The organism is Kitasatospora nipponensis, assembly GCF_039528135.1.
GTDB classification, from domain to species: Bacteria; Actinomycetota; Actinomycetes; order Streptomycetales; family Streptomycetaceae; genus Kitasatospora; species Kitasatospora nipponensis.
Map to the genome: position 1 here is coordinate 1 of NZ_BAAALF010001063.1, position 542 is coordinate 542.

Annotated in this window: 1 protein-coding gene; it reads right to left on the minus strand. The window is 74.0% G+C overall.

The genetic code is table 11. The annotated features are described in order from the left end of the window. Positions 1-47 precede the first annotated feature (47 nt). A complete protein-coding gene (locus tag ABD323_RS44875) occupies positions 48-338 on the minus strand; it encodes a hypothetical protein (RefSeq protein ID WP_344447712.1) in 291 nt (96 codons plus the stop codon). Between the last annotated feature and the right edge of the window lie 204 nt (positions 339-542).

Sequence of the window (542 nt, forward strand, 5' to 3'; positions counted from 1 at the left end):
GCGGCGGGCTGCTCCAGCCGGTGTGCGCCCGGTCGCGGCGGGCCGGGTCAGGCGGGCCTGCGGTGCCGTCCCGCCGCCTGCTCCTCGTGCCGCCGGCCCAGCCAGCCCATCAGGGCGAACATGGTGGTGAGCCAGACCAGGCTGAACACCGACATGGCGATCGCGTTGTCGGTCTGCACCGCGACCAGCACCAGGCCGATCGACACGGACAGCAGCAGCACCAGGGTCATCCCGCTGACCTGCTCCAGCAGCTGCCAGGCGCCGCGCGGCCCGCCGGCCTTACGGGGCTTGGCGTACCGGTCCGGGCCGAACCCCCCTTCTTCGGAATCCATCGCCATCCCACTCACCTCCGGGAACGGCCGGGCGGCGGGTGACCGACCGGCTCGATACCTCCAGCCTGCGCCGATCGCCCGCCGGCTGCGCGCCGGTGTACGGAAAGGCCCGACCGGTGCGGACCTTCGGCCCGTGCGCGGGTGGCCTCGGGCCGGTCCGGACACACCGTCGCGGTGCCTAGCGTGGAGGCGACAAGGGAGGAGCCGATG